The sequence below is a fragment of the Streptomyces canus 299MFChir4.1 genome, from assembly GCF_000383615.1.
Taxonomy (GTDB): Bacteria; Actinomycetota; Actinomycetes; order Streptomycetales; family Streptomycetaceae; genus Streptomyces; species Streptomyces canus_C.
Genome location: NZ_KB911583.1, coordinates 305557 through 326787 on the forward strand (window position 1 = coordinate 305557; position 21231 = coordinate 326787).

Below are 21231 nucleotides of genomic sequence, written 5' to 3' on the forward strand. Positions count from 1 at the left end.
CCCGCCGCTCGCCCGTTCGAGGACAGCTGAGGAAAACACCATGAAGATCTCCGTCGACTATCCACGCTGCGAAGGCCACGGCCTGTGCGCCGACCAGGCCCCTGACATCTTCAGCCTGGACGACGACGCCGAACTCACCTACCGCTTCGAGGGCACCGACGTCCCCGGCGAGCGTCAGCCTGCCGCCCGCGCGGCCGTCAACGCCTGCCCGGTCGCCGCCCTGCGAGTCCTGTCGTGACCGCACCCCGCCCGGTGCTCATCGTCGGCGAGTCACTCGCCGGCACCACCGCCGCACGCCACCTGCGCACCCTCGGCCACACCGGACCGGTCACACTGATCGGTGCCGAGGAGCACGGCGCGTACTCCCGCCCGCCCCTGTCCAAGGTGGTCCTGAAGGACCCATCCGCCGACCAGACCCTGGGCCTGGCCCTCGACGGCCTCGACGCCGACATCATCCGCTCGCCCGCCGTCGCCGCCGACACCCGCCGGCGCACCGTCACAACCGCCGACGGCCGCCGGATCGACTACGACGCGCTGATCGTCGCCACCGGCGCGGAGGCCCGCCGGCTCGCCGCCCCCGGACAGCGGGGCGAACTCGTCCTGCGCACCCTGGAGGACGCCCGCCTGCTCCGCGCCCGCCTGGCGGACGCCGGTTCGGCGCTCGTGCTCGGCGCCGGTTTCCTCGGCATGGAGGTGGCCAGCGCCTGCGCCGCCCGCGGCATCCCGGTGACCGTCGTGGACACCGACCGGCCGCTGGAACGCATCCTCGGCGACCACCTGTCCGCCGAGATCACCGCACGTGCCGCAGCACACGGCATCCGCTTCGTACAGGCCACCGGCTTCGCCACCCTGACCGGTGACCCCGTGGGCGGCGTGGCGCTTCCGGACGGCACCGAACTCACCGCGGACCTGGTGGTCACCTGCGCCGGAGAAGTACCGTGCGTCGGCTGGCTGACGGGAACCGGCCTCGCCGGCCGCCTCGGCGTCGGCATTGACGATGCCTGCGCCACCACCGTGCCCGGCGTGTTCGCCGCCGGTGACGTCACCTACCTTCGCGGCCACGGCACACAGCCCGACCGGCGTGCGCCCTTCTGGTCCAACGCCGTCGCCCAGGCCAGGACCGCGGCGGCCTCGGCACTCGGTCTTCCTCCGCCGGGATCAGCGCAGGACGACTACTTCTGGACCGAGGTCGCCGGTCTCACCGTCAAGATCGTCGGCCGTCTGCCGCTCCTCGGTGAACCGAGCACGGTGCAGGGCAGCGTGGCCGACGGACGCGCACTGCTGACCTGGAGCCATGCCGACGGAACGTCGACGGCGGTCGCCTACGGACTGCGCAAACCGGTCGCCGCACTACGGGCCTTGGCCGCCACCTCGCTGCCGCCGGCACCGTGACGGCGGCAAACACACAGACGCGCTGTCAGGTCACGTTCCGCCCGGCCGAAGCCAAGAGAACAGGTCGCGGCGGCCGGACAGAACAACCGGAAGACAGTCCGGCAGGGCGTCAGTCAGACGGTCCCGTCGACGACCCGGCCTTCGGCCACGCGGTTGATGAATGCCGCCGTACGGGCGGTTGAGATCGTCATGATGGTGGGTTGCGGCCTGCGCAATGGCGAGGCCGATCGAGAGGGGGGCGAAGGGCGGTCGCCTCGCGGCGGGGGGCTTCATAGGGCTTCAGCCGAACGATGGCCCGGTTGACGGCGTCCGTCGCGCGGTTTCCGGCGCGATCGGGTACTCAGGAACGGTGAACGAGGACGCGACCGACCCCTTCGTGCATGTCCGGGGCGCCGGCGAGAACAACCTGCGGAATATCGATGTCGACGTTCCGCGGGACGCGATGGTCGCCTTCACCGGCGTCTCCGGTTCGGGCAAGTCCTCGCTGGCCTTCGGCACGCTCTACGCGGAGGCCCAGCGGCGCTACTTCGAGTCCGTGGCACCGTACGCCCGACGGCTGTTGCAACAGGTCGGCGCACCGCACGTGCAGGAGATCACCGGACTGCCACCGGCCGTCGCCCTGCAGCAGCGACGCGGGTCGCCCAGCTCGCGCTCGACTGTCGGCACCATCACCACGCTGTCCAATCTGCTGCGCATCCTGTACTCCCGCGCCGGCACCTATCCGCCCGGGGCCGCACGGCTGGAAGCCGAGTCGTTCTCACCCAACACCGCGGCCGGCGCCTGCCCGAACTGCCACGGACTGGGCGTCGTGCACGACGTCGCCGAGGACCTGCTCGTCCCGGATCCCTCGCTGAGCATCCGCGAGGGGGCGATCGCCGCCTGGCCGGGCGCCTGGCAGGGCGCCAACCTGCGCAGTGTCGTGAACGGCCTGGGGATCGACATCGACCGACCGTGGCGCAGGCTCAGGAAGAAGGACCGGGACTGGCTGCTGTACACGGACGAGCAGCCCTCCGTGTACATCGAGCCGGAGGAGGACCGCATCGACTACGGCTACCAGGGCAAGTTCTGGAGCGCCCGCAAGCACGTCATGCACGTCCTCGCCGACTCCAAGAGCGAGAAGATGCGCGAACGGGCGCTCCGGTTCGTCAGGAGTGTGCCCTGCCCCGAGTGTCACGGCAGCGGACTGCGGCCCGAGGCGCTCGCCGTGACCTTCGCCGGACGTTCCATCGCCGAGATCAACGCGATGCCGCTCACCGAGGTCGTGGAGCTGCTGCGGCCCATCGCCGGGCGGTCCGAGGCCGACGCCACCACGTCGACCGCCCGATCCGGGGAGACGACCGAGGTCGCGGTCCGGATCTGCGGCGATCTGATCGCGCGGATCGACGTACTGCTCGACCTGGGCCTCGGATATCTCAGCCTCGGGCGCCGCTCCACGACCCTGTCGCCCGGCGAGGCGCAGCGCCTGCGGATCGCCACCCAGCTGCGCTCGGGGCTGTTCGGCGTCGTCTACGTCCTCGACGAACCCTCCGCGGGCCTGCACCCGGCTGACGCGGAACCGCTGCTGGACGTGCTGGACCGCCTCAAGGCGGCGGGCAACTCGCTGTTCGTCGTGGAGCACGACATGGACGTCGTACGGCGGGCGGACTGGGTGGTCGACATCGGCCCCGGCGCGGGCGAGGGCGGCGGACGCGTGCTGTACAGCGGCCCGGTCGCCGGTCTTGAGCGGGTGGAGGAGTCGGCCACGAGCCAGTACCTGTTCGGGCGCGCCCAGCCGCTCGACCACCGCCCGCGCACACCGCACGGCTGGCTGCACCTGAGCGGCGTCTCCCGCCACAATCTGCGCGACGTGTCCGTCGACGTACCGCTCTGCGTACTGACGGCGGTGACGGGCGTGTCCGGTTCCGGGAAGTCGACGCTGGTGACGCAGGTGCTCGCCGAGGTCGTCCGCGGCCACCTCGGACTCGCACCCGAGGAACCCGACGAGGCGCAGCTGGAGATCGACGTCCAGGACGCGTCGGGGGTCGAGTCGTTCGACCGGCTGGTCCTGGTCGACCAACGGCCCATCGGCCGGACTCCCCGGTCCAACCTGGCCACGTACACGGGGATGTTCGACGCGGTGCGCAAGCTGTACGCGGCGACGGACGAGGCCAGGGCGCGCGGCTACTCGGCCGGGCGCTTCTCCTTCAACGTGCCCGAAGGGCGCTGCGAGACCTGCCAGGGCGAGGGGTTCGTCGCGGTGGAACTGCTGTTCCTGCCCGGCACCTACGCGCCGTGCCCGACCTGCCACGGCGCCCGGTACAACGCCGAAACGCTGGAAGTCACCTACCAGGGCAAGAACATCGCGGAAGTACTGGCGCTGTCCGTCGACGCCGCCGCCAAGTTCCTCTCCGCCGTCCCGGCCGCCTCCCGCAGTCTGGAGACGTTGCGCGAGGTGGGACTGGGGTACCTGAGGCTGGGCCAGCCCGCGACGGAACTCAGCGGCGGTGAGGCGCAACGCATCAAACTGGCGACCGAACTGCAGCGAGCCCGCCGCGGGCACGCGCTCTACCTTCTCGACGAGCCGACGGCCGGGCTGCACCCCTCGGACATCGCGCTGCTGCTGCGACAGCTGCACCGGCTCGTCGACGCCGGCAACACGGTCGTCCTCGTCGAGCACGACCTGGACACGATCGCCACCGCCGACTGGGTCGTCGACCTCGGGCCGGGCGGCGGCGACGCGGGCGGTCGGGTGGTCGCGGCGGGGCCGCCGGCCAAGGTGGCGAGGGTCCGCCGCAGCGCCACCGCGCCCTATCTCGCGGCCCGGCTCGCGCGCTCCTGACGACACAATCGCGATCCCGAATCCCCGGGCACCTGCGGCGCGACCCGGTGGCCGGGTGGTCTCGCGCACCAGCGCGGTGCGCGAGTACGACGACTTTGCGGCAACCGGGGGACCCGACCTGCCGCGGCAGTCCCGCAGCCCGGCGTGAGCGGTTGCCTGTGACTGAATGACCCCATGCACTTTGTGATCGCGGGTGGACACGGAAAGATCGCGCGCCGGCTGACCCGGCTGCTCTCGGCGCGCGGCGACAACGTCACAGGGCTGATCCGCAACCCGGACCACGCCGACGACCTGCGCGCGGACGGCGCGGAACCGGTGGTGTGCGATCTGGAGCGCGCCTCGGTGGACGAGGTGGCCGGCCACCTCGGCGGCGCCGACGCGGCACTGTTCGCCGCAGGCGCCGGACCCGGCAGCGGCGCGGCCCGCAAGCAGACGGTGGACCGGAACGCGGCCATCCTCCTTGCCGACGCGGCCGAGCGCGCCGGGGTGCGCCGCTTCCTGGTGATCTCCGCGATGGGTGTGGACAGCCCACCGCCGCCCGGCACCGACCCGGTGTTCGCCGCCTACCTGAAGGCCAAGGCGGAGGCGGACGCCGACATCGCCTCCCGTCCGGGACTGGACTGGACGATTCTGCGCCCGGGGCTTCTGACCGACGACCCCGGCAGCGGCCGCGTCACGCTCGCCGAGCACACCGACCGCGGCCAAGTGCCGCGCGACGACGTGGCCGCGGTGCTCGCCGCCCTGTTCCACGAGCCCAGGACCGCCGGGCGCATTCTCGAGCTGATCAGCGGGTCCACCCCGGTCGAGGAGGCGGTGCGCGCCGTGGCCGGCGGCTGACGCCGCATTCCGCCGTCGCCCGGGTGCGGGTCATGACTCACACCCGGCCCTCGAAGCAGTTGTGAGCGAAGGTGCCGGGGCCGTCGTAGTCGCGTTGCGCGGCTCTCTGGCGGTCACGGCCGATCCGGCACCGGTCGCGGCAGTCGTGATTCATGACGGTCGGGTTGACCCGGCGATGAGGACGGCTCCGGGCACCGCAGCGGCCCCGCCGCCGATCACAACACTCCCCGCGACGCCCAGCGCTACTGGACGACCCGTCGCCGGGGGCCGGGTGAGGGTGCACTTTTTCCGGCGCTGTCACCGGTTCCCGGCCCGCCTGCCGTCCAGCAGTCCGTGCAGGTGCGCGGCGGCGTTCTCGATGTCCGCGTATTTCTGCTGTGCGGCGCGTACCTCGGCAGAGAGCACACCGCAGCGGTGGGCGCGATCGAAATCGCCGTAGGGGAACTTGTACCGGCCCTTGGTCTCCTCGCCCATCTCGTCATCGATGCCCAGGTACCACCTGGCGTACTCGTGGAATCCGTGCTCCTCGAGGTAGGCATTCTCGTCCGCTGCCGAAGGCCGGTGCTCGCTCCACTCGTCCCGGTCGTCCAGGACGATCCGGCCCTCTTCGGTCAGTTTCCTTGCGTGGTTGAACGCCCTCGCGTTCAGTTTCACCGTCATGCCGTTCACCGCCCCATCGAAACAGTCGCGCTCAGATGTCGGCTGCTGCCGCCCGGATGTCCTGCCGCGCCTGCCCCATCAGCTCGTCCAAGTCGCCGACCTCAGGAGCGAGTTCGCGGGCGCGCGGCGCGATCTGCTGCAGCCATGCCGCAGTGGCCAGTGCCAGTTCGACGGCCTCCCGGGTCCGTTCCTCGGCGAGCAGTTTCTCGACCTTGAAAGCAATGCTCGCGAGCGTGTCGTCATCGGTGGCAGGCACCAGGTAGGGCTCCAGGCCCGGCGGATACGGTGTCCGCTCCCGGTACTCACGCATCGCGGTCACGACCGCGGGCACCGCGCTGTATTGGTCGAGGAGGCCCATGAAGACGTACAGGCGGGCCACCAGCCGTGGCAGGCCGGGGTGCCGATCCAGCCAGGCCATCAGCTCACGCTGATCACCGAAGTGGTCCGTGATCCGCGACATCGCCTCCGCGACCCGGTGGGGCCAGGTCCAGTGGAAGGGCAGCAGCCGCGCCACCTGATGGGCGAGCGCCGCCTCGCCCTCCGCGTCCAGGGTGCCGGCGACGAATTCGGCGACCTGCCTGTGGTCCAGTCCGTAGCCGGCCGGCGCCGCCCGGTCCTGTGAGCTCTGCGACGAGTCGTGGCGCAGACGCAACAGCTGTGTGCCGATCTTGCTCAGTGTCCGGTTCCGCATCGTTCCTCCCGGCTCGGGATGTGTTCTTCATCGTCCGGAGAGGCCGAACGGTCACTTCGTGGACCATGGTGTCGAAAGAGGAGAAACCCGTTTCGGTCACCTCATGGCTCTGATCCATGTGACGGGGCTTGCTGACCTCCGCCTCGGGGACGGTGACCGTGAGCACATCGGCCGACATAGCCGTTGGGACCTTCTCGGCGTCCACCTCTCCGGGCAGTCTCAGCCGGTACTCGAAGGCACCGGTCCGGCGGGTGCCGTGGCGCAGGACGCCCTTGCGCTCCTTTTCCTTGATCTCTCCGTTGACCACCAGGTCCTGTCCGTTGGCCTCGACGTCGACGTCCTTTGCCCTTGACCCCAGGGAGTCAGGTCCCGACCTCGCAGGCGTCGTCGGTCTCTGTGACGTCCGCGAGTGGGGGTCCTCGCGGCGGCGGACGCGGCGCCGCCCCACCGTGGACTCGAAGCAATCCGCTCATCTGAGTGACCAGTTCGCCGAATTCAGTCAGCGGATCGTGGGCCCACCCGAGGCGCCGCTCCGTTGTTCCGCCCCTGCGGTGGCTCCGCAGGGCATGACCGTCGCCCTTCATCCCCGTCTCCTCGTGGGTTCGCGGCAGGCCGCCTTCTTCACCCGGCGGGGCGGACCGGCCGGGCGAACGTGCCTGCTTCGGTAGAGGAGCTCATGGTTCGCACCTGGGAAATGCAGTTCTCTTCCGCGCTTCCGGGGGCTGCCGCGGTGGTCCATCGTGTTCACCCTCCTGCAGTGGTTCGCCGGCCGCCATCGCCTGCTCGACCCACGAACGCAGGATGTGCGCGGTGCCGCGCCGGCCTTGCCGACGAGCGTCTCGCCCTGATCCGCCGGCGAGGTCGCGGGCGACCCGTCCGAGGGCGCGGGGCTGACCATGCGGCAGGGGCCGCACCAGGTGGCCCACACCGGGTTCCTACCGGTGCGCACGGGGAGTCTCGAGCACTCCCCAGGGTGACGAACAGGGTGGCTCCACGCCTGCGTCTGGCGAGTCAGGAATGCACAGGTCCGGTCGCCCCACGAGTACGAGAGAAGGGACCGCGGCTGAGCTGGGCTACGAGCGAGCCGTTCACGCGCTCATGGCCGACGCCGCTGCCTCGGGTGGCGGCGAGGAAGCCGTCACCCGCGGACCGCACGGGCTCACTGGACTTCCCGCGCTGGTCGAGGACCGCTTCGGTCGGCCGTCCCGGCATCCGCAGGGCGGCCCGACGATGCCCCGGATCGCGCTGGGGACCGTGTCCACTCCTCGGCCGCTTGAAGCACAACCCCTCCACCCCGGCCGCCGTCCACGCCGGCCAATCCGGCGTCAACGTCAGGCGCCGCCAGTCCGCGGTGCGCGAACGACGCCTCCAGCGCCGCCCGAACGGCCGGCCGGTCAGGTCATCGCCTCGGTCGACCAGGTCAGGTCTCAGGCCGTGAAGTGCGCCGGCCATTCCCCGCGGTGCCTGGGGGAGTCGTCCCGCGTCCGGCGAGCCGCTGCTGCAGCCGCTCGAACGCAGCCTGTCCCGCTCCCGCTCCCGCTCCCGCACCCGGCCCGCCATGGAGAGCGCGGTCGACCGGTTCGTAGGTCAGCCCAGCACTTCTTCGATCGGGGCGTCGGCGTCCACGTAGCGCACGAGCTTGCGGTTCGCGAATTCCACGATGCCCACGTCGCCGAGTTCGCGCCCGTACCCGGAGCGCTTGATGCCGCCGAAGGGCAGCTCCGGTCGGGACGCGGTCGGGTGGTTGATCCATACCATGCCCGCCTCCAGCCGGTCCGCGACTCCGCGAGCACGTTCCGGGTCGGCGGCGAAGACCGCGCCTCCCAGGCCGTAGGGGGAGGTGTTGGCCAGTGCCACGGCCTCGTCCTCGTCGGCGACCCGGTAGACCGTGGCGACGGGGCCGAAGAGCTCTTCCCGGTAGGCCCGCATGTCCGGTGTGACGTCGGTGAGAAGGGTCGGCTCGACGAAGGCACCCGGCAGGTCGGGCCGCCCGCCGCCCAGCACCACCGTGGCTCCCTTGTCCACCGCGTCACGGACCTGCTCCATCAGGAGTTCGGCCGCGGCCTCGGAGGACAGCGGGCCGAGCGTGGTGGCGGGGTCGACCGGATCTCCCGGTTGCACCTCGCTCATCCGGTCACGCAGCCCGGTGAGGAAGGCGTCGTAGACGTCGGCAAGGACGATGAAGCGCTTGGCCGCAACGCAACACTGCCCGGTGTTGCCCATCCGGCCGAGGAACGCGGCGTACACGGTGCGCTCTAGGTTGTGACCGTCCAGCACGACGAAGGGATCACTGCCACCCAGCTCGAGGACGGACTTCTTGACATTGCGGCCGGCGATCTCGCCCAAGCTCACGCCCGCCCGCTCGCTTCCGGTCAGTGACGCTCCCTGCACACGAGAGTCATCGATGATTTTCCCGACGTCTCTGCCCCGCACGAAGAGATTGGTGTAGACCCCGCTCGGCACACCCGCATCCGTGAACAGCTGCTCGATTGCCAGGGCGGACTGGGGGCAGCTGCTCGCGTGCTTGAGCAGGATCGTGTTGCCGAGGACGAGGTTCGGACCCGCGAATCGGACGACCTGATACAGCGGGAAGTTCCAGGGCATCACACCGAGAAGGACGCCGACCGGCTCGTTCACCAGCACGGCCGTGCCCTCGGGCACCGGCAGGGGCCGTTCTTCCAGCAGCTCGGGGCCGTGCTCGCCGTAGTAGGTGAGGATGTCGGACGCGAGGTCGACCTCCGCACGGCTCGAGTTGATCAGCTTGCCGACCTCAAGGGTCAGGAGGTGCGCCAGTTCCTCCTTGCGCTCCCTCATGAGCCGGCCGGCGCGGTTCACGAGGGCTCCCCGGTCGGCCGTCGACCGGGCACGCCAGTTCGGAAAGCTACAGTGCGCCGCGTCTATCGCGCGCCCTACGTCTTCCGTGCTCAGCGCCGCGAACTCACGAACCCTTTCACCGGTGTACGGGTTGACCGTGGCGATGGGGCTTCCCTGGGCAGTGACATGGGCGTCCATGACGCCTCCCTGGAGTCGGGGCACCTCGGGTTTCCCCGCCCGGACCCGCTCACACGTGCTGATTCGTCCCATGCCACGGCAAGCTGTGGCACCTGGGTCCTCCATGCGAACACTTGAGCGCCGCACCGGCACTGGGAACCGATCGGCCTCACCGAGGGCGGCAACCTCATCTGGTCCCTCCCACCGTTCGCGGCCCAGGCCCGCAGCTGGGGCTGCCCCACCGTTCGCGGTCGAAGTTCGGCTACGTCGGCGCTCTCATGGCGTGGCTCATTGCCTGTGTGCAATACGACGAGATCAACCTGGCCGGCGAGGCCCTGCACACCATGGAGCGCGGAGGCGCCAAAGGTGTGGGTGGTCGTGGTCACCCGCGTCCGTGCGAGGGCGCGGGCCGGGGCGGCGTGGCAGGCTTGCTGGGGTCCGCACCATTTGTCGCACCACGGCAGCCAAGGAGGACGACGCATGGATGAGCAGGAATTCGCACATACCGTCGCCGAGCGCACCGGACTGAGCCGGCAGGAGGCGGCCGACCTGACCTGGGCCACGCTTGAGACGCTGGCCCACAGGCTGAGCCCCGGGGAAGCCAGGGACCTGATCATCGAGCTCCCAAAGGGCCTCGCGGAGGCGGTGCGCCGGGGAACCACGGACCGCATCGAGCGTTTCGGCCACTACGACAGCGTGCGGCGCGTGGCCGAACGCACCATGCTCAAGGAGGAGGAAGCCGACAGGGGCGTGCGGACCGTACTGGCCTTGCTCCGGGAGGCGATCAGCGAGAAGGAGTTCAACGACCTGATGTCGCAGCTCGGAACGGACTTCTCCCAGGCCCTCGAATCCGCCGGGTGACTGCGGGGTGCCTGACTGCTGGTCCACCGAGGCGGCCGCCTTGGCGGTGTGCAAGGGATGCCGCAGGGGCATGACGCTGCCGGCGGTCCCCAGTGTGATCGCTGTGGTGCGGGCACTGAACCGCCCCAGGTACACCGACGGGTCGAAGACCTGCCCGGAGTCCCCGAAGCTCGGGTCCAGCAGCGGCACGTCACGGCCCCACACCGAGGCGAAGCCGGCGCGCTCGGCCTGCTGGATCCGCCCGATGTGCCCGCCAGGGACGGCACCGGCCCTTCGAAGCCTTCCAGAGGCGTGATGGCGCCAACGGTCATCCCGCCGCCGGGATATGGCCGCCCGGCATTCGGCGAAGACTTCCTCGGCGCTCATCCCCTCGGGTACGTGGCCGTGCGTCGCGCGCCTGCCGTGAGTTGTCCGGCCACATCCGGCTCGCCCGCGATCACCCCGGGAATCGGCACGACGCACCAGCGCACCCGCCACCGGGAGACCGGCAAGGACAACCGGGAGGCGATCCTGCGAGGGCGGGGCGACCGGGACCGGCCAACGGAGACCGCGGCCGAGCGTGCAAGGCTTCCGGTCTCGGAGCCCCTGCCGATCACCCTGGTCGACTACGCGGCTCCGATGGCCTCGACCTCACCGACTCCGCCGCGACCAACCCCCGTCGGCCCGGGCTGCCGCGTCTGCGAACGCCTCGACCTCCCGCAGCGCGCCGCACCGCCCCTCGGCCACCCACTCCGGATCGACCAGAACACCAGCACCTTCGTGCCGTAGCCGGTGACCGATGTCAAGACCTGAAACGCCCAGTGGCGACGGTCAAACCGCACCAACTCGTACGGCGCTTCTGCTCGGGCCAGGCAACCGAAGAGCCGATATGACGTGTGTGACGGGCATGCCGCCCGACGGAATCCCGGTGCCGGTTCCGTCACTTCCCTGCTCCGCCGACGTGAGACGTGATGCAGATCTCGCTGCGCTTGCGGCACCGAGATCCGTATTCTGATCTCAATTGTTGCTTGAGAGTGCGACGGAATCGCTGTGGAGCGGCCTTGGGCCCTTGGCTGGCGAGGTGTCAGAAAACTCAGCAAGCGGTCAGCGTGCATCGGACGACGGCTACTCGGTGCCCACCGGCGAGTGAGCCGCTGTTAGCCTTGAATAACAGCCCTTGACCTGCAAAAAGCAGGCAGGGAGCGAATTTCGGGAGTGCTGAATGCTTCGTACCCTGTTCAAGTCCAAGATCCACCGAGCCACCGTCACCCAGGCCGACCTGCACTACGTGGGATCGGTGACCATCGACGCGGATCTGCTCGATGCGGCCGATCTGCTGCCCGGTGAGCTCGTCCATATCGTCGACATCACCAACGGCGCCCGGTTGGAGACGTACGTCATCGAGGGCGAGCGAGGCTCGGGAGTGGTCGGGATCAACGGTGCCGCCGCCCATCTCGTCCACCCCGGCGACCTGGTGATCATCATCAGTTACGCTCAAGTGACCGACGCCGAGGCGCGGGCACTCGAACCGAGGGTCGTGCACGTGGACGCCGACAACCGCATCGTCGCCCTCGGGGCCGACCCGTCCGAGCCGGTTCCGGGCTCGGATCAGGAGCGCAGCCCGCAGGCGGTGTCGGCCTGACCCAGCTGCTTCGACGACCTTCGGACCAGGAGCGTGCCCATGAGCGACATTGAGATCCGTGACGACCGACAGGCAGGACGCCTGGAGGCGTTCGGTTCCGGGGGAGGTGAAGTCGTGGGCCACATCCAGTACTTCGTCCTCGAATCGCCCGAGCGCGCCCTGGTCCCGGTCCACACCATCGTGGAACCGGCCCATGAGGGACAGGGCATCGCGGGCTCCCTGGCCCGCGAGCTCTACGGCATCGCGACGGCGGAGGGCATCCCGGTCGCCCCGCTGTGCCCCTACGTCGTCAAGTGGGCCGAACGCCACCCGGACGAGGCCCCTGCCGCTGCCCCGGAACTCCTCCACGCGGCGAAGCGGTGGCTGGCGGCCCACCCCGAGGGCTTCTGACCCCGGCGACACCGGCGCCGGCCCTGTGGCCGCCGCCGGCCGAACAGCAAGAGACGCGGCCGGAGCGGTGCGGTGTCCCGGCGCCATGCCGAGTTCGAGCGGCGGCGTGATCGGCTGCCGCGTCAGCAAGACTCCCGCCGGGTGTGGCACACCGGGGCGTCATGCCGGGTTCGCGGGGGGCGTGTTGAGGCCCGTGCCGTATGCACGGCGGCAGTCGACCCTCGAATGCGCACACCGGGGCGTCATGCCGAGTTAGTGGGGCGGCGGATTCAGACCGGTGCTGCTACGGCGGGGAAGCCTTCCTGCGGGTGCGGCACTCAGGGTGCGGCACTCAGGGTGCGGCACTCAGGGTGCGGCACACCGGGGCGACATGCCGAGTCCATTCGCCGGCGTGATCAGCCCGGTGCCGCGCACCACAGCGCCGAAGCCCTCCCACAGTGCCGCGCACCACAGCGCCGAAGCCCTCCCACAGTGCCGCGCACCACAGCGCCGAAGCCCGCCTCAGGCACCGCTGCCGTCGCCGCCGCTCTCCAAGCCCTCGTCGCCCTACGCCAAGCCCCCCGAGCCGCACGCCCCACACCCCCACCCGGACCTTGCTCATCACGCGGGTGGGTGACTGGCGGGAAGCCTTGCGGGTACGCGGGGAGTAGTCCAGAGCCGACGTCGACCGACTGGCTGGAGGACCCGATGACCAACCCGTACCCCGACCCCGTCCCGCCCGGTCCCACTCCGGGCCCAGGGCCCGGCCCAGGCCCCGTCCCTACACCGGGCCCGCCCCCGGAACCTCCGAATCCGACCCCGACTCCCGACCCGTCACCGATCCCGCCGGGCCCGGAGCCGGTCCCGAACCCGGAACCAGGGCCGCCGCTCAGCTGACCGCGGCAAAGCCGACCCGGAATTCGCCGCCGCCCGCGCCGCCACGGCAGGACCATGCCGCCCGACCGGCGCGCGCCGCGAGAACCGGCTGAACACGAAGGAGGAGGGCCGCCCCACGGCGGCCCTCCTCCACGCGTGCTGACGCCTAGCCGTGCCGCCCGACCGACGCCCACCGCGAGATCAGGCCGAACGGGAAAGGAGGGGCCGCTCAACAGCGCGGCCCCTCCTCGCGAGCGTCATGCCTAGCCGGTCACCTCGGACCGGTCCCCGCCCCACAGCGTGTGGAACGAGCCGTCCCGGTCCGTGCGCCGGTACGTGTGCGCACCGAAGAAGTCCCGCTGCCCCTGCGTGAGCGCGGCCGGCAGCCGCTCGGCGCGCAGGGCGTCGTAGTAGGCCAGCGCCGCGGAGAATCCGGGCACCGGCACTCCCTGCCGCGTCGCCGCGATGATCACGTCACGCCAGTCGTCCTGCGCCGAGGCGATCTCCTGCGCGAAGGTGTCGTCGGAGAGCAGGCTCGGCAGGTCCGCGCGGGTGTCGTACGCGGAACGGATGCGGTCGAGGAAGGCAGCGCGGATGATGCAGCCACCGCGCCAGATCGCGGAGACGGCGCCCAGGTCGATGTCCCAGTCGTACTCCTCACGGGCGGCCGCGATCTCGTGGAAGCCCTGCGTGTACGACACGATCTTCGAGGCGTACAGCGCCTGCTCGACGCGGTCCGCGAAGGCGCCCGCCTCGGACTCCGACAGCGGGGTTGCCTTGGGCCCGGCGAGAGAGCGGGACGCCTCCCGCAGCTCCGCGTGGCCGGACAGGGAGCGGGCGAAGACCGCCTCCGCGATGCCCGAGACCGGGACGCCCAGGTCGAGGGCGATCTGGACGGTCCAGCGGCCGGTGCCCTTCTGCTCGGCCTGGTCCACCACCACGTCCACGAACGGCTTGCCCGTCGCCGCGTCCACGTGGGAGAGCACCTCGGCCGTGATCTCGATCAGGTACGAGTCCAGGCGGCCGGTGTTCCAGGTGCGGAAGATGTCGGCGATCTGGGCGGGGGAGTACCCGGCCACGTCCCGCAGCAACTGGTACGCCTCACCGATCAGTTGCATGTCGGCGTACTCGATGCCGTTGTGGACCATCTTCACGAAGTGCCCGGCTCCGTCGGGACCGACGTGTGTGACACAGGGCGCCCCGTCCGCCGCCTTCGCGGAGATCTTCTCCAGCATCGGGCCGAGAGAGTCGTACGACTCCTTCGGGCCGCCCGGCATGATGCTCGGGCCGTTGAGCGCGCCCTCCTCGCCGCCGGAGACGCCCATGCCGACGAAGTGGATGCCCTGCTCGCGCAGTTCGCGCTCCCGGCGCCGGGTGTCGGCGAAGTGCGCGTTGCCGCCGTCGATGATCATGTCGCCCGGCTCCAGCAGCGGTGCGAACTCCTGGATCACCGCGTCGGTCGGCTCACCGGCCTTCACCATGATGACCAGACGGCGCGGCCGCTCCAGGGCCGCCACGAACTCCTTCGCCGTCTCGGCCGCGATGAAGTCGCCCTCGCTCCCGAACTCCTCGACCAGGGCGTGCGTGCGCGACGCGGTCCGGTTGTGCAGAGCGACCGTATAGCCGTTGCGGGCGAAGTTGCGGGCCAGGTTGCGGCCCATGACCGCGAGGCCCGTGACACCGATCTGCGCTGTGTTGCTCATACCGCCTGCTCCCAAAAGATCCCGTGGATCGCGTAGGTCGTCTATCGCTGCCCGTTGTGCTTGTCAGTATCGTCCACCGGTCATCCTGGCTTGTCGGGGGACTGTCCGCACACCAGGGATACGGTTCGGGCGCCTCGTTGCGTTCAGCGGGAGACGCGGGTCCGACGCACGCCCCTACGCGGCTGGTTGCCGTCTTGTCATGGCCTGTTCGCGGCGCTTACTTTTGCCCCTCCTGACGCATGACGCATGTCTAGGGGGAGGCCTCCATGGCCGTACGCGGCCGGCATCGCCGGTATCAGCCGAACAGGATCAACCGCGCCTCGCTCACCGTCACCGCGGGTGGTGTCGGCATCGCGGTCCCGCTCATCGGCACCGGCACCGCCCACGCGGCCGACATGGCCACCTGGAACAAGGTCGCCGCGTGTGAGTCCAGCAGCAACTGGAGCATCAACACCGGCAACGGCTACTACGGCGGCCTCCAGTTCACCCGCTCCACCTGGGAGGCGTACGGCGGCACCCGGTACGCGGCCCGCGCGGATCTGGCCACCAAGGACCAGCAGATCGCCGTGGCGGAGAAGGTGCTGGACGGACAGGGGCCGGGCGCCTGGCCGGCGTGCTCGGGGCGGGCCGGGCTCACCCGCGGGGGTTCCACCCCGGACGTCCACCCCCGCACCGAGAAGACGTCCGTGAAGACGTCCGAGAAGACGTCCGTGAAGACGTCCTCCGTGCGGGACGTCCAGCCGCAGACCACTCCCCAGTCGCGGGCCGGCAGGGCCGAGATGTACACGGTGGTCCACGGCGACTCGCTCTCCGGGATCGCCGACGCCCAGAAGGTCCGGGGCGGCTGGCGGGGGCTGTACGCCGCCAACCGCGAGACCGTCGGCGCCGACCCCGACCTGATCCTGCCCGGACAGCGGCTGAAACTGCACGCCACCGCCGCCACGCCCACCACCACGCACCACGCCCCGGCGAAGAAGACCTCCTCCGACACCCGGAAGAGGACCGAGAAGCCCGAGAAGTCCGAGAAGGCCGCGGACACCGGCCTGATCGCCCCCGTGAACGCCTCCCTGGGCACCCCGTACCGCAAGGCGGGTTCCGCCTGGTCGAAGGGCTACCACACCGGCGTCGACTTCCCGGTGCCCACCGGGACGTCCGTGAAGGCGGTCGCGGCCGGGAAGGTCGTCGCCTCGGGATGGGGCGGCTCCTTCGGCTACCAGGTGGTGATCCGGCACGCCGACGGCCGCTACACGCAGTACGGCCACCTGTCCGCGATCTCCGTGAAGGCCGGGCAGAGCGTGGGCGGCGGGCAGCGCATCGGCCGTTCGGGCTCCACCGGCAACAGCTCGGGCCCGCATCTGCACTTCGAGGTGCGGACGGGGCCCGGCTTCGGCAGCGACATCGACCCGTTGGCCTATCTCAGGGCCGGCGGCGTCAGGATTTGACCCGCGACCGATGCCGGTCGAGGACCGGCATCGGGATGTACGCGGCACCGTAGAAGGGGCCGTAGTACGCCGGCGGCTCATCGCCCGGGGGCAGGAACTCGTCGGACGGGCGGGCCGCCGGGCCGTGACCCGGCACCGCCTCAGGCGTGGCGGGGGCCGGTACGAGCAGTTCCTCGCGCAGGGCGGCGACCTGCTCGACGAGCACGCCCTCGCGCACGAGAGCGTCGGCCGGTTCCTCGGCGGGTGCCGGGACGAACGCGTCCCCGTCGTCCAGGGCCGCGGCCGCCGTCGGCTCGGCGTGGGTGCGCTGGATGCGCTCCGTGGTCAGCAGGATCAGGCCGCCCGCCGCCACCACCCCGCAGCTCAGGGCGAGCGCGGTGCCGGTGGTGCCGTAGCGGAAGGTTTCGCCGAACATCGTGATGCCGACGGCCGCCGCCACCACCGGGTTCACGACCGTCAGGGTCGCCAGCGGGGCCGCGAGGCCCGCGCCGCGGTAGGAGGCCTGCGACAGCATCAGTCCGGCCGTGGCCAGGACGCCGATCGCGGCCAGCGCGGGCAGGTCCGCCGCGGTGACGCCGCCGGTCCAGTCGACGGCGACCGTCTTGGTGAACACGGAGGACATCCCGAACGCTATGCCGGACGCGGTCGCGAGCAGCACGCTGCGCACGACCGGGTGCCGGTGCGCGGCCCGGCCCGCGATCATCAGCGCGACCACCGCGGCGGCCGTCACCAGCCCGGCGAAGACCCGCTGGGCCGTGCTCAGGGACTGCGCGTCGGAGGCGCCCACCAGGGAGAGCAGACCGGCCAGACCCACCGTCGCCATGATCGCGCCCCGCCAGGCGGTGGCCCCGGCCCTGCGGCCCACGAACAGCGCGGCCATCGGCAGCGCGAAGACGATCGTCAGGGCGCCCAGCGGCTGGACCAGGCTGAGCGGACCGTAGGCGAGCGCCACCACGTGCAGGAGTCCGCCCAGGCCGTTCAGCGCGACAGCGGCCCACCAGCCCGGCCGGCGCAGCGGAGCGTAGTGCTCGTCGGGGTGCGACACGGCGACCTGCTCCTGCACGATCGCTCCGCCCGCGTAGGCGACGGCGGAGACGAGCGAGAGGAGCACGGACAACGCGAGGGCACTCATGAGCTGCTCCTCTGCGTGAGGCGCGGGCTGGCTGCCCGGCGCGACGATCGGTCGTCTTCCATGACCAACACGATGCCCGGAAAAATTCTTCCCGTCGTCGTACCTGAGCAGGCAATGGGTCCTACTGCCGATGGAGTACGAATGGGTCCGTGTCCTCCCCAGGGCGGGTGACACGGGGTGGAGGGCCCCTGCTGGGTACCCCTACGGGTCCTGGTACTACTGCTGGTCGTGGACCTGGACCCGGAACTCGCGGCACTGCGACCGCTCGGCGCCTTCTTCGTACTACGGACGATCGGCGGCACTCCCGGCGCACCGAGCCCGGCGCTGCCGACCCTCGCACAAGTCTACGAGAAACAGGGGTCGGATGTTTACCGAAATACGCTGACTTTCCGGGTCCGGAAGGTCGCCGAGGCCCTGCGGGCCCCCGAGCCCCGGATCGCGGCCTCCATCGCCCACCAGGGCCTCGCGGCCCGGCTGTGGTCGGTGGCGCTCGGCTGCGCGGTCCTGTACGGCCGGATCCCCGATCTCGCGCCGCACCGCCTGCACTGGGACCCCGACGCGAGCGCCCCCGACGACCTGTGGCTGGAGGGCGTCGAGTCGTTGCCGGGCGATGCCGTCACCGTCGCCGACGTCGTGCTGCACGGCCATCTCGAACCGCTGGCGGCGGCGCTGCACGCCGAGTACCGGCCGGCCGTCGGACTGCTGTGGGGCAACGCCGGATCGGCGCTCGCGGGCGCCGCCCGTCAGCTGCTGGAACGGCGCCCGGACGTCTCCGCGCGCACCCGCGACCTCACGGCAGGGCTCCTCGCCCACCCCCTGCTCGCCGGCACGCTCGACGGCACTACGCTCCGCCGCCGCAGCTGCTGTCTGTACTACCGGTTGCCGGGGGGTGGCGTGTGCGGTGACTGTTGCTTCACACGAGCCCCGCGCTCTTCCCCGCGCGGCGCATCTGGGTGACCATGAAAGCCGACCAGCCGCGAAGACAGGGGGTTCCGGGTGCGTGTGGGCCTGCTGACCCGGGAGTACCCGCCGGATGTGTACGGCGGTGCGGGTGTCCATGTCGAGTTCCTCGCCCGGGAGTTGAGGTCCCTAGTCGACCTGGATGTGCACTGCTGGGGCGAGGGCAGGGCGGACGGCGTCGTACGGCACCGGCCCTGGTCCGCACTGGACACCGCCAACGACGCGCTGCGCACGTTCTCCGTGGACCTCGCCATGGCCGCGGGCCTCGAAGGCCGTGAGCTCGTCCACTCGCACACCTGGTACGCCAACCTCGCCGGCCACTTCGGCAAGCTGCTGCACGGCATCCCGCACGTGATGACCGCCCACTCCCTGGAACCCCTGCGCCCCTGGAAGGCCGAGCAGCTCGGCGGCGGGTACGCGCTGTCGAGCTGGGCCGAGCGCACCGCGATCGAGACCGCCGACGCGGTGATCGCCGTGTCGGGAGCCATGCGCGAGGACATCCTCGGCTGCTATCCGGCACTGGATCCGGCCAAGGTCCACATCGTGCACAACGGCATCGACACCGCCCTGTACCGGCCCGACCACGGCACCGAGGTACTGGACCGCATCGGCCTGGACCGGGACCGCCCGTTCGTGCTGTTCGTCGGCCGGATCACCCGTCAGAAGGGGGTGCCCCATCTGATGCGCGCGGTCCGGGACATCGACCCGGCCGCGCAGGTCGTGCTGTGCGCCGGCGCGCCGGACACTCCGGAGATCGACCGGGAGTTCCGCGAGCTCTTCGAGGAGCTGAGCCGGGTCCGCGAGGGCGTGCACTGGATCCCGCAGATGCTGCCGCGCCCCGAGGTGATCCAGCTGCTCACCCATGCCGCGGTGTTCGTCTGCCCCTCGGTGTACGAACCGCTCGGCATTGTCAACCTGGAGGCCATGGCCTGCGGGACTCCCGTGGTGGCCTCGCGCGTCGGCGGTATCCCCGAAGTCGTGGACGACGGCAGAACCGGACTGCTCGTGACCGCGGACGACGGGTTCGAGACGGCCCTCGCGGGGGCACTCGACTCAGTGATCGGCGATCCGGCCACGGCACGGCGGATGGGCGAGGCGGGACGGGAGCGCGCGGTCGACGAGTTCGGCTGGGACGCCGTCGCGCGGCGCACGGTCCGGCTGTACGAGGAGATCGTCAAACAGGCGTAGCGAGCCTCTGACAAGGGCAAGCATGGGTCACAAACCAGGTGAGGGGAGCGGCCATGCGTCGTGGCGGACCTTCGGTGCTCGGCATCGTACTCGCGGGCGGAGAAGGCAAACGCCTGATGCCCCTGACCACGGATCGCGCCAAACCCGCGGTCACCTTCGGGGGAACGTACCGGCTGGTCGACTTCGTCCTGTCCAACCTGGTCAACGGTGACATCCTGCGCATCTGCGTGCTCACGCAGTACAAGTCGCACTCGCTTGACCGGCACATCACCACCACCTGGCGGATGTCGAGCCTGCTCGGCAACTACATCACGCCGGTGCCCGCCCAGCAGCGCCTCGGACCGCGCTGGTACCTGGGCAGCGCGGACGCGATCCTGCAGTCCCTGAACCTGATCTACGACGAGCGCCCCGAGTACGTGGCGGTGTTCGGCGCCGACCACGTGTACCGCATGGACCCGCGCCAGATGCTCGCGCAGCACATCGAGTCCGGCGCGGGCGTCACGGTGGCCGGCATCCGCGTCCCGCGCTCCGAGTCCCCGTCGTTCGGGGTGATCTCCCCGGGCTCGGACGGCCTCACGGTGGAACGTTTCCTGGAGAAGCCGGCCGACCCGCCCGGTCTCGCGGACGACCCGGAGACCGTGTTCGCCTCGATGGGCAACTACATCTTCACCACCAAGGCCCTGATCGAGGCGCTCCAGCGGGACTCCGAGGACGAGCACTCCGTCCACGACATGGGCGGTTCGATCCTCCCGCAGCTCACCGACCGCGGTGAGGCCCAGCTCTACGACTTCAGCGCCAACCACGTGCCCGGCGAGACCACCCGCGACCGCGGCTACTGGCGGGACGTCGGCACCCTGGACGCCTACTACGACGCCCACATGGACCTGATCGCCGAGCGCCCCGCCTTCAACCTCTACAACCGGCAGTGGCCCGTCTACACCCACTCCGGCCAGCTGTCCCCGGCCCGTTTCAACGCGGGCGGCATAGCCAGCGAGTCCATCATCAGCGCGGGCTGCCTGATCCGCGGCCAGGTCTCCCGGTCCGTGCTCTCACCGGGCGTCCTGGTCGACCCGGGGGCCGTCGTCCAGGGGTCGGTGCTGCACGACAACGTCAAGATAGGACGGGGCGCGGTGGTCCGCGGCGCCGTCCTCGACAAGAACACCGAGGTCCCGCCGGGCGCCACGATCGGCGTGAACCCGGAGCGGGACGCGGAGCTGTACACGGTGTCCAAGGGCGGGGTGATCGCCCTCGGGAAGGGGCAGCTGGTGTCGTAGCCGGGCTGCGGGTCAGTCCGGTTCCCCCAGGGCACCGAGGTTTTTCATGATCACCTCGCTGGTCCTGCGGAGCTCGTCCGAGGGGCTGATCTGGAGGTATTCGCTGCCCGGCGCGGTGTGGACCGGCACATGCCCCGCGGGCGCGTAGAAGGCGTCGCCCTCGTGGTAGATCTCGTCGTGGTCCGCGAAGTGGAAGGTCAGTTCACCCCTGAAGACGTAGCCCCAGTGCGGGCACTGGCAGCGGTCGTCGGGCAGCCCCTTGAGCAGGGGCCGGTGGTCCACGTCCTCGCGGAAGGTCAGGAAGTCGACCGTGTAGTCGCCGAACTCCTCGGAGCGGTCGACAACCACCCCGTAGTCGCCGCCCTGGGTGGTCGTGTCGCGGGAAACCTTCGGCATCTCCGTCGCCTTCTTCCGGC

18 protein-coding genes and 2 pseudogenes are annotated in these 21231 nt (G+C 70.7%); 12 read left to right on the forward strand and 8 right to left on the reverse strand.

The genetic code is table 11. The features are described 5' to 3' along the window. The first annotated feature begins 40 nt into the window (after positions 1-40). From H293_RS0105450 to H293_RS0105465, 4 genes are all read left to right on the forward strand, one after another. The gene (locus H293_RS0105450) at positions 41-238 is read left to right on the forward strand and encodes a ferredoxin (RefSeq protein WP_020116872.1); all 198 of its coding nucleotides are present in this window, start codon (positions 41-43) and stop codon (positions 236-238) included. Further along, positions 235-1392: an NAD(P)/FAD-dependent oxidoreductase gene (locus H293_RS0105455; RefSeq protein WP_020116873.1), complete on the forward strand. Its 1158-nt coding sequence runs from the start codon at positions 235-237 to the stop codon at positions 1390-1392. Before H293_RS0105450 ends, H293_RS0105455 begins: the two co-directional genes overlap by 4 nt. A gap of 349 nt (positions 1393-1741) precedes the next feature. Continuing rightward, positions 1742-4210: an excinuclease ABC subunit UvrA gene (uvrA, locus tag H293_RS0105460; RefSeq protein ID WP_020116874.1), complete on the forward strand. Its 2469-nt coding sequence runs from the start codon at positions 1742-1744 to the stop codon at positions 4208-4210. Positions 4211-4384: 174 nt separating this feature from the next. Next, on the forward strand, positions 4385-5047 hold the full coding sequence (locus H293_RS0105465) for an SDR family oxidoreductase (RefSeq protein ID WP_020116875.1): 663 nt from the start codon (positions 4385-4387) through the stop codon (positions 5045-5047). Between the two features lie 297 nt (positions 5048-5344). Here the strand turns inward: H293_RS0105465 and H293_RS0105475 are convergent, their stop codons facing one another. The 4 genes and pseudogenes from H293_RS0105475 to H293_RS0105490 form a co-directional block, all read right to left on the reverse strand. Next, on the reverse strand, positions 5345-5707 hold the full coding sequence (locus H293_RS0105475) for a hypothetical protein (RefSeq protein ID WP_020116877.1): 363 nt from the start codon (positions 5705-5707) through the stop codon (positions 5345-5347). A gap of 31 nt (positions 5708-5738) precedes the next feature. After that, positions 5739-6398 (reverse strand): hypothetical protein, encoded by a 660-nt coding sequence (locus H293_RS0105480; protein ID WP_020116878.1) that lies wholly within the window; start codon positions 6396-6398, stop codon positions 5739-5741. 181 nt (positions 6399-6579) lie between these two features. After that, a pseudogene (locus tag H293_RS61330) lies at positions 6580-6846 on the reverse strand (Hsp20 family protein); the annotation flags it as partial. A 1139-nt stretch (positions 6847-7985) separates the two neighbouring features. Then, complete coding sequence (locus H293_RS0105490; protein ID WP_020116880.1) at positions 7986-9410, reverse strand: NAD-dependent succinate-semialdehyde dehydrogenase; 1425 nt, start codon at positions 9408-9410, stop codon at positions 7986-7988. 459 nt (positions 9411-9869) lie between these two features. On the opposite strand from H293_RS0105490, the gene H293_RS0105495 reads away from it, so the two are divergent. Continuing rightward, on the forward strand, positions 9870-10250 hold the full coding sequence (locus H293_RS0105495; protein WP_020116881.1) for a DUF2267 domain-containing protein: 381 nt from the start codon (positions 9870-9872) through the stop codon (positions 10248-10250). 21 nt (positions 10251-10271) lie between these two features. Here H293_RS0105495 and H293_RS54520 read toward each other — a convergent pair. Continuing rightward, a pseudogene (locus H293_RS54520) lies at positions 10272-10616 on the reverse strand (LLM class flavin-dependent oxidoreductase); the annotation flags it as partial. 12 nt (positions 10617-10628) lie between these two features. Between H293_RS54520 and H293_RS61575 the strand changes: the two are divergent. The 3 genes from H293_RS61575 (at position 10629) to H293_RS0105510 (ending at position 12261) form a co-directional block, all read left to right on the forward strand. Continuing rightward, positions 10629-11018 carry a short-chain fatty acyl-CoA regulator family protein gene (locus H293_RS61575; protein WP_397895336.1) on the forward strand — a complete coding sequence of 130 codons (390 nt, stop codon included), beginning with the start codon at positions 10629-10631 and terminating at the stop codon, positions 11016-11018. Positions 11019-11451: 433 nt separating this feature from the next. Further along, positions 11452-11871, forward strand: coding sequence for an aspartate 1-decarboxylase (panD, locus tag H293_RS0105505; protein WP_020116882.1), 420 nt, complete (start codon positions 11452-11454; stop codon positions 11869-11871). 39 nt (positions 11872-11910) lie between these two features. After that, positions 11911-12261: a GNAT family N-acetyltransferase gene (locus tag H293_RS0105510; protein ID WP_020116883.1), complete on the forward strand. Its 351-nt coding sequence runs from the start codon at positions 11911-11913 to the stop codon at positions 12259-12261. A gap of 1118 nt (positions 12262-13379) precedes the next feature. On the opposite strand, the gene gndA is transcribed toward H293_RS0105510, so the two are convergent. Next, positions 13380-14819, reverse strand: a complete 1440-nt coding sequence (gene gndA, locus H293_RS0105515; RefSeq protein ID WP_020116884.1) for an NADP-dependent phosphogluconate dehydrogenase — start codon at positions 14817-14819, stop codon at positions 13380-13382. A gap of 266 nt (positions 14820-15085) precedes the next feature. Between gndA and H293_RS0105520 the strand changes: the two genes are divergently transcribed. Beyond that, entirely contained in the window at positions 15086-16261 is a 1176-nt protein-coding gene (locus tag H293_RS0105520) for a transglycosylase family protein (protein ID WP_020116885.1), read from the forward strand. On the opposite strand, the gene H293_RS0105525 is transcribed toward H293_RS0105520, so the two are convergent. Beyond that, positions 16251-17393 carry a DMT family transporter gene (locus H293_RS0105525; protein ID WP_020116886.1) on the reverse strand — a complete coding sequence of 381 codons (1143 nt, stop codon included), beginning with the start codon at positions 17391-17393 and terminating at the stop codon, positions 16251-16253. The two genes, H293_RS0105520 and H293_RS0105525, sit on opposite strands and share 11 nt — an antisense overlap. Before the next feature lie 210 nt (positions 17394-17603). Between H293_RS0105525 and H293_RS0105530 the strand changes: the two genes are divergently transcribed. From H293_RS0105530 to glgC, 3 genes are read left to right on the forward strand one after another with little or no spacing between them, the layout of a single operon-like run. Next, positions 17604-18350: a (2Fe-2S)-binding protein gene (locus H293_RS0105530; protein ID WP_028807573.1), complete on the forward strand. Its 747-nt coding sequence runs from the start codon at positions 17604-17606 to the stop codon at positions 18348-18350. A gap of 39 nt (positions 18351-18389) precedes the next feature. Continuing rightward, positions 18390-19541: a glycogen synthase gene (gene glgA / locus H293_RS0105535; RefSeq protein ID WP_020116888.1), complete on the forward strand. Its 1152-nt coding sequence runs from the start codon at positions 18390-18392 to the stop codon at positions 19539-19541. A 53-nt stretch (positions 19542-19594) separates the two neighbouring features. Beyond that, positions 19595-20815 (forward strand): glucose-1-phosphate adenylyltransferase, encoded by a 1221-nt coding sequence (gene glgC / locus H293_RS0105540; protein ID WP_028807574.1) that lies wholly within the window; start codon positions 19595-19597, stop codon positions 20813-20815. Positions 20816-20827: 12 nt separating this feature from the next. On the opposite strand, the gene H293_RS0105545 is transcribed toward glgC, so the two are convergent. Next, on the reverse strand, positions 20828-21211 hold the full coding sequence (locus tag H293_RS0105545) for a cupin domain-containing protein (protein ID WP_020116890.1): 384 nt from the start codon (positions 21209-21211) through the stop codon (positions 20828-20830). Between the last annotated feature and the right edge of the window lie 20 nt (positions 21212-21231).

Excerpts from the sequence above, each read along its gene's own strand:
- H293_RS0105450 (WP_020116872.1), top strand. The coding sequence starts at position 41 with ATGAAGATCTCCGTCGACTATCCACGCTGCGAAGGCCACGGCCTGTGC.
- H293_RS0105465 (WP_020116875.1), top strand. The coding sequence starts at position 4,385 with ATGCACTTTGTGATCGCGGGTGGACACGGAAAGATCGCGCGCCGGCTG.
- H293_RS0105475 (WP_020116877.1), bottom strand. The coding sequence starts at position 5,707 with ATGACGGTGAAACTGAACGCGAGGGCGTTCAACCACGCAAGGAAACTG.
- H293_RS0105480 (WP_020116878.1), bottom strand. The coding sequence starts at position 6,398 with ATGCGGAACCGGACACTGAGCAAGATCGGCACACAGCTGTTGCGTCTG.
- H293_RS0105490 (WP_020116880.1), bottom strand. The coding sequence starts at position 9,410 with ATGGACGCCCATGTCACTGCCCAGGGAAGCCCCATCGCCACGGTCAAC.
- H293_RS0105495 (WP_020116881.1), top strand. The coding sequence starts at position 9,870 with ATGGATGAGCAGGAATTCGCACATACCGTCGCCGAGCGCACCGGACTG.
- panD (WP_020116882.1), top strand. The coding sequence starts at position 11,452 with ATGCTTCGTACCCTGTTCAAGTCCAAGATCCACCGAGCCACCGTCACC.
- H293_RS0105510 (WP_020116883.1), top strand. The coding sequence starts at position 11,911 with ATGAGCGACATTGAGATCCGTGACGACCGACAGGCAGGACGCCTGGAG.
- gndA (WP_020116884.1), bottom strand. The coding sequence starts at position 14,819 with ATGAGCAACACAGCGCAGATCGGTGTCACGGGCCTCGCGGTCATGGGC.
- H293_RS0105520 (WP_020116885.1), top strand. The coding sequence starts at position 15,086 with ATGGCCGTACGCGGCCGGCATCGCCGGTATCAGCCGAACAGGATCAAC.
- H293_RS0105525 (WP_020116886.1), bottom strand. The coding sequence starts at position 17,393 with ATGAGTGCCCTCGCGTTGTCCGTGCTCCTCTCGCTCGTCTCCGCCGTC.
- glgC (WP_028807574.1), top strand. The coding sequence starts at position 19,595 with ATGCGTCGTGGCGGACCTTCGGTGCTCGGCATCGTACTCGCGGGCGGA.
- H293_RS0105545 (WP_020116890.1), bottom strand. The coding sequence starts at position 21,211 with ATGCCGAAGGTTTCCCGCGACACGACCACCCAGGGCGGCGACTACGGG.